This is a genomic window from Caldithrix sp., assembly GCF_056497305.1.
Genome location: NZ_JBSMDE010000198.1, coordinates 1 through 6243 on the forward strand (window position 1 = coordinate 1; position 6243 = coordinate 6243).

Annotated in this window: 5 protein-coding genes and 1 pseudogene; all 6 read right to left on the minus strand. The window is 48.3% G+C overall.

What is annotated here, in order from left to right:
- Window positions 1-509, minus strand: a pseudogene (locus tag ACWB0I_RS16400) (nickel-dependent putative hexonate epimerase); the annotation flags it as partial.
- Window positions 510-684: 175 nt separating this feature from the next.
- Window positions 685-2091 (minus strand): decarboxylating NADP(+)-dependent phosphogluconate dehydrogenase, encoded by a 1407-nt coding sequence (gene gnd / locus ACWB0I_RS16405; RefSeq protein WP_479389164.1) that lies wholly within the window; start codon window positions 2089-2091, stop codon window positions 685-687.
- 31 nt (window positions 2092-2122) lie between these two features.
- Window positions 2123-2938, minus strand: a complete 816-nt coding sequence (locus ACWB0I_RS16410) for an SDR family oxidoreductase (RefSeq protein WP_479389165.1) — start codon at window positions 2936-2938, stop codon at window positions 2123-2125.
- Window positions 2939-2944: 6 nt separating this feature from the next.
- Entirely contained in the window at window positions 2945-4198 is a 1254-nt protein-coding gene (locus ACWB0I_RS16415; RefSeq protein ID WP_479389166.1) for a tagaturonate epimerase family protein, read from the minus strand.
- Between the two features lie 17 nt (window positions 4199-4215).
- On the minus strand, window positions 4216-5511 hold the full coding sequence (locus ACWB0I_RS16420; protein WP_479389167.1) for a TRAP transporter large permease: 1296 nt from the start codon (window positions 5509-5511) through the stop codon (window positions 4216-4218).
- A gap of 88 nt (window positions 5512-5599) precedes the next feature.
- Window positions 5600-6094, minus strand: coding sequence for a TRAP transporter small permease (locus ACWB0I_RS16425; RefSeq protein WP_479389168.1), 495 nt, complete (start codon window positions 6092-6094; stop codon window positions 5600-5602).
- Window positions 6095-6243 lie beyond the last annotated feature (149 nt).

Genomic DNA, 6243 nt, shown 5'->3' on the forward strand with positions numbered 1-6243 from the left:
GCGCCTCCGGTGCCTACAAAAATATTTTTTACATGATTAGCCATACCGGCGACTTCATGCGGTACGACCTGGCCAATGGATAATATCAGGTCGAATTGTCCTTCCACAAGAAGCCGGTTAACCTGAACAGGCCAGTCGTAGTGGATCTTATTCTCCGAAACCTGGGCTACAAAATCAGCGGGAACGCGCCCCAGAGTAAGCACATCCGTACGCCAGTTGTGAACGCGGAACAGGTTGAGGGGCACTCCAGCGTACATCTCCTGAATTTGTTGTTTAGGCATGGCCGAATGCGTTCCCAGGGCGGGCAATACAGCCTTCAGGCGCCTGCCAAGGTATTGATAGGCAAAGCGTGTCAATGGCCCGGCAAAGGAATGGGCGCGAGTAAAATCCGGGGGAATAATCAGCGCCGAAGAAATTTTCTCTAATTTTTTCAACGTGTTAAAAATGGCCTCGCGTAATTCCTTTTCACTTAGACCGTTGGCGACATCTTGCTTGTCAAAATAGAGCATTAGATTTCCTTTAAACTGTTAAAACATCAAGTAAAAGAACGAATTCACAGAAAGCAGTTCTGGCTTTGAATCAACGGAATTTTTTCAATGCCATTGCTTTACATTCCTTCCGTGCCTGGAAACTAGCGGACGCTGTTTTTTAAACACATTCCATTTTTGGTCTTTTTCATTTTTCCTACCAGTCAGTATGGAAAAATTGGCCGCGCGGTCGATCCACACGTTCGTAAGTGTGGGCGCCAAAGTAATCGCGCTGGGCCTGCTGGAGATTGGCCGGCAGTTGCGCGCTGCGGTAACCTTCGTAGTAGGCCAGAGCGCTGCTAAAAGCCGGGACAGGGATACCGGCCAGAGCGGCCTCGGCCACGACCTTTCTCCAGGCCGGTTGAGTTTTTTGAATCACTGAGCTGAAATAATCATCCAGCAAAAGATTGGCTAAGTCGCTCTTTTTATCATACGCTTCTTTAATTTGATTTAAGAATTCGGCGCGAATGATGCAGCCGGCGCGCCAGATGTGGGCAATCTTCCCAAAGTTTAGATTCCAATGATATTCACGGTCAGCCGCGCGCAGCAATTGAAAACCCTGAGCGTATGAGCAAATTTTCGAAGCGTACAGGGCCTGTTTTAATGCTTCAATAAATGCCGCTGGATCGCCGGAAAAATGGTATTGCGGCCCGGAAAGAATTTTAGAAGCAGCCACGCGTTCTTCTTTAAGGGCGCTCAGGAAGCGGGTAAAAACGGCTTCGGCAATAGTCTGAGCCGGAACGCCAAGATCCAGAGCCGTTTGACTGGTCCATTTGCCCGTGCCTTTCTGTCCGGCCGTATCCAGGATGACCTCCACCATGGGCCGGCCGGTTTCCCTGTCTTTTTGGGCCAGAATGTCGCCAGTGATTTCAATCAGATAGCTTTTTAACTCGCTTTCATTCCATTCTTTAAAAATAGCGCTTGTCTCATCAGCCGACAGATGCAGAAGGTTTTTCATCAGAAAATAGGCTTCGCAGATCATTTGCATGTCGCCGTACTCAATGCCGTTGTGCACCATTTTGACAAAAGGGCCGGCGCCGCCTTCGCCCAGCCACGCGGCGCAGGCTTCGTTTTGTTCGGTTTTAGCTGCAATGGCCCTGAATAAATCTTTTACCAGAGGCCAGGCGCGCACATCTCCGCCTGGCATCAACGAAGGGCCGTACAGCGCGCCCTCCTCGCCGCCGCTGACGCCCGTGCCAATGAATAAAATATCCTGTTTTTTTAAAAATCGGTAGCGCCTTTCGGAATCCAGAAAAAAGGAATTTCCGCCATCTATCAACAGATCGCCTTTTTGTAATCCTGGTAGCAAGGATTCGATCACCGCGTCAACCGCTTTGCCTGCTGGTACCATCAGCATTATCTTTTTAGGCGATGCCAAACTGCGTAACACTTCATCCAGAGAAGAGGCCACCATGATCTTCTTTCCAGCAAAATGTTCCTTTGCTTCACTGCGCTTTTGCTCATCCAGATCGAAGCCCACCACCGAATAGCCATTGCGCTCCATATTGAGGGCCAGATTGCGGCCCATAACACCCATTCCAATCATTGCAATATCGTATTTCATTTCGCCTTTCCTTTTTTATTTTCTTTTTAATTTAAACACCGCTAAAAGCCGAAAAACCGCCGTCAATGGGAATTACCGTTCCGGTGACAAAAGCCGAAGCGGGGGAGAGCAGCCAGATGACCGTTCCAACCAACTCTTCCGGTTGTCCGAAACGTCCCATGGGAGTGTGATCAATAATTTTCCGGCCGCGTTCGGTCCATTGCCCCTTTTCATCCTGCAACAAATAGCGATTTTGTTTGGTCAGAAAAAAGCCGGGAGCAATGGCATTGACGCGAATATGAGGTGAATATTCCTGCGCCAGATGAACGGCCAGCCATTGCGTAAAATTGGTAACAGCGGCCTTGGCTGCCGAATAGGCCGGGATGCGTGTTAACGGCCGGAAGGCAGCCATCGATGCAATATTAATAATCGTTCCTTCTTTTTGCCTGGTGAATACTTCCGAAAAGACCTGGCTGGGAAGGACGGTGCCCATCAGGTTTAAATTTACGATTTCCATAAACGCCGTTTCGGGCAAACGGGCAAAAGGATGCTCCGCGTCGGTGGTGGCTCCGGGATCGTTGCCTCCGGCGCCATTGATCAGAGCATCGACGCGTCCGTATTGCTGCAGCAGAGCGTCGCGCACCTTTTCCAGATCAGCCCTTTCCAGAACATTGGCTTTGAGAACCGTAAAATGGCCTGGACATGCTTCCAACTTTTGTATCATTTCTTTGCTAAATTCAGAGCGAAAACAGATAAAAGCTACCGTGGCCCCCTGTTCAGCCAGCGCCAGGCCAATGGCCCTTCCCAGCATTCCACAGCCTCCGGTAATAGCGATTACTTTATGGCGGATGTCGAAAAGTTCAGACATAAAAAATTACTCCTTCCCTAAAAATAACGGTTTGATGTGGCGTTCTAATAAATTTAAAGTCACATTTTTCTCGATTGTTGAACGATACTTTTTTAGCAATGAGAAAAAAGAGTTGCTCTCCCGTGAGGCCAATCCATAAGCGATATGCAACAATTGCCGGACGTTCGCATCGAAAAATGAATCTTGCGGATTATGACGCACTGTACGCGCTAATCTCTGTTCGTCCCAGCTTTCAACCTCTGTCGGTGATGGCAGTTGTTCGTACTGAATCCGAATTACATGGTGATAAGGTCGGGAGAGTTGTTCTTTATTTTGCCAGGCCCGGGCATAGAGGGTTTTGACAAACTGTAAGCCGTCCGGGCCGCCTTCCGCCAGACCAATGATTTCTTCCAGCCAGGTGGTGCCCGCCGTTTTTAAATGCAATCCCGTGTCAAATTCTCGAATAAGTCGCCGCAATATGGGGTAAAGGCTAAACTTATCGCTGCCTGTATGAATGCTAAGTTTTAAATCCTCCGGCTGTTCCGTATTTTGTTGAAACCAATGTAACACCTTCAAAAAGGCCCGCACCTGATCGCTAAACTCAAAGAGTGAACCCCGATAATCAATTCCTTTTAGAAAATCTCCAACAAATTTCGGGGCAATAGTGTTTAGTCGTACGCCAAGTTCGGTAAGGACATAAAGCAAGAGAAAAAGTTCTGCTGGCGTTTGACTTTTGGGGCCTTCGTCAAAGGAAACTTCCAACACCACAGAGTTCCTGGCTTTAACTTTCAGAATGTCCGTGGCGATTTGACGAGCTTCTAACAGAGCCTTGCCGTAAGCAGAAAGGAAGTTTTCAATAGTTGTCTCATTCCATTCAAAAGGGGGCAGGTCGGCAATTTGTGTGCGCTGGCCCAGTCGTTTGATCAGCCGTTTTAGATCAGTTGTCTCCGGACCAGAAAGGGGCTTGTTGAGCGCCTCGGTTACGTCAATGGTGAAATAGTTGCAATATTCTACAAAATAGCCAAGGGTTTTTTGATTAATGTGGTCGGCATCCAGGAAATAAGGCTCGGTCCATCCCAATGCCGCAGCGGCTTCCTCTGCGGCCCGGGCGGTTTCTTGTGGCGAACTGCCAATAATCTGGTGCTCGCGAAAGGACTTGTTCCAGGCCGGCGAAATGAACACCCCAGCCTTTTGAGCCTGAATGATGGCTTCAAGCTGTGCCCGGGCTTCTTGCGCGAAACGATCGCCAATGCCCAGTGAATATTTGTTAAGTAAAGTCAAAATGTTCTCCTTTTTATTTAATAACCGAATAGTTTAGGCAGCCACAACGTAATTTGTGGCACGTAGGTAACCAGCATCAGGGCGGCAATCATGGCCAGGTAAAATGGAATCAAAGGGCGGATGAGCCGGGTAATGGGCATTCCGCTGATGCCGCAACCGACAAACAATACGCTGCCTACCGGCGGCGTTACCAGCCCGATGCACAAATTCAGAACCAGAATAATGCCGAAATGTAATGGAGTGATGCCCAATTGCGTTGCTACCGGGAGAAAAATCGGTGTAAAAATGAGCACCGCAGGGGTCATGTCCATAAAGGTGCCAATAAATAGCAAAAGCAAATTGATGAGCAGCAGAATCAGGTAGCGGTTGCTGGTCAACGATAGCAGGGCCTGACTGATATTTTGGGGAATATTTTCGTAGGACATGATCCAGGACATGGCCGTGGATGTAGCGATCAGCAGCATAACGATGGCCGTGGTTTCAACGGTTTTAAGTAGAATAGCCGGCAAATCTTCCCAGCGAACCTCTTTGTAAAAAAACACGGACAGTAGCAGAGCGTAAAGAACGGCAATAGCGCTTGCTTCGGTGGCGGTAAAGATACCGGCCACAATCCCCCCGATGACCAGAATAATCATGAACAAGCTGGGAATGGCATCCAGAAATTTTTTAAATCCAACCCCAAGGCCTTCCCATTGGCCGGTAGAATACTTTTTCCGATAGGCATAAATTCCGGCCACCAGCATCAGGAAAAGTCCGACCAGAAGGCCCGGCAGATAGCCTGCAATAAATAAAGCCGCAATGGACACTCCGCCGCTGGCCAGAGAATAAACAATCAAAATATTACTGGGGGGAATTAACAAACCGGTGGTGGACGCCGTTACAATGGTTGCCGTACTAAAACCTTTGTGATAGTCTTCTTTGTCCATGGCCGGAATCATAAATCCTCCAATAGCCGAAGTAGCAGCCACGGCCGAACCGGAAATAGAGCCAAAGAGCATGGCGGCTACAATAGAAACGTGCGCCAGACCTCCAGGCAACACACCGATCAAAGCTCGGGTAAAATCGATCAAACGCCGGGCAATCCCTCCACGGCCCATCAAAATGCCGGACAAAATAAAAAAGGGAATAGCTAACAAGGCAAAACTATCCAGACCGCTGACCATGCGCTGGGCAATGGTTGTGACGGCAGGCAGAAAGTCGATGGTAAACAACATGGTTAAAAGGGTAGAAATGCCAATGCTTATCGAAATGGGTACGTTCAACATCAGCAAGAGAATAAATGAAATGACCAGGATGGCTACCGACCAATCCATAACGTCTCCCTGTTATTGCATTTTCACTTGATGATCCCTGCACATTCCATGGTACTGCGGGGACCTGTTTTTACGAGGATTAACCCCGTCAATCGATGAGCTCTGGGCGGTGTTGTTTCAATTCACCGGAATAAATGGAACGTAGAGCGTACAGAACAATAAAAGCACCACTCAAGGGCACAACCACGTAAACGGCACCCATCGGGATATTAAGAGCGGCCGATCTCTGATTTAGCTCAAAAGCCAGAACAAGCAAATGCAGACCGCCGCCAATCATCACCAGCAAGGCAAACAGTCCGCTAATAGCGTGAATGAGAATAAAAGCCATTTTACGATGCTTTGCGCCCAATCGATTGACGAGCACATCAATGCCAAGATGCGCGCCAGTCTGGTAGGCATAACTGGCTCCTAAAAGTCCAATCCAGATCAATAAAAAACGAGCGATCTCTTCAGTGTAGGAGCTGGGCGCATTCAATATGTAGCGGGAAAAAACCTGCCAGCTCACATCAACTACCATCAGGCCCATGAGCGTGGTCAAAAAAAACTGCAAAGTCTGATCCAGGCGTTTAAAAATGGGTCCCATATCTTTCCCTTTCAGCGAATGGCCTGAATTTGTTGAATAAGATCGTAAATAGGCGTTCCTTTGTAAGTTTCGTACATCGCTTTTACAGCCGCTTTAAAAAGCGCTTTATCGGGATGAATAATGGTCACACCGGCCTTTTCTACCTCTTT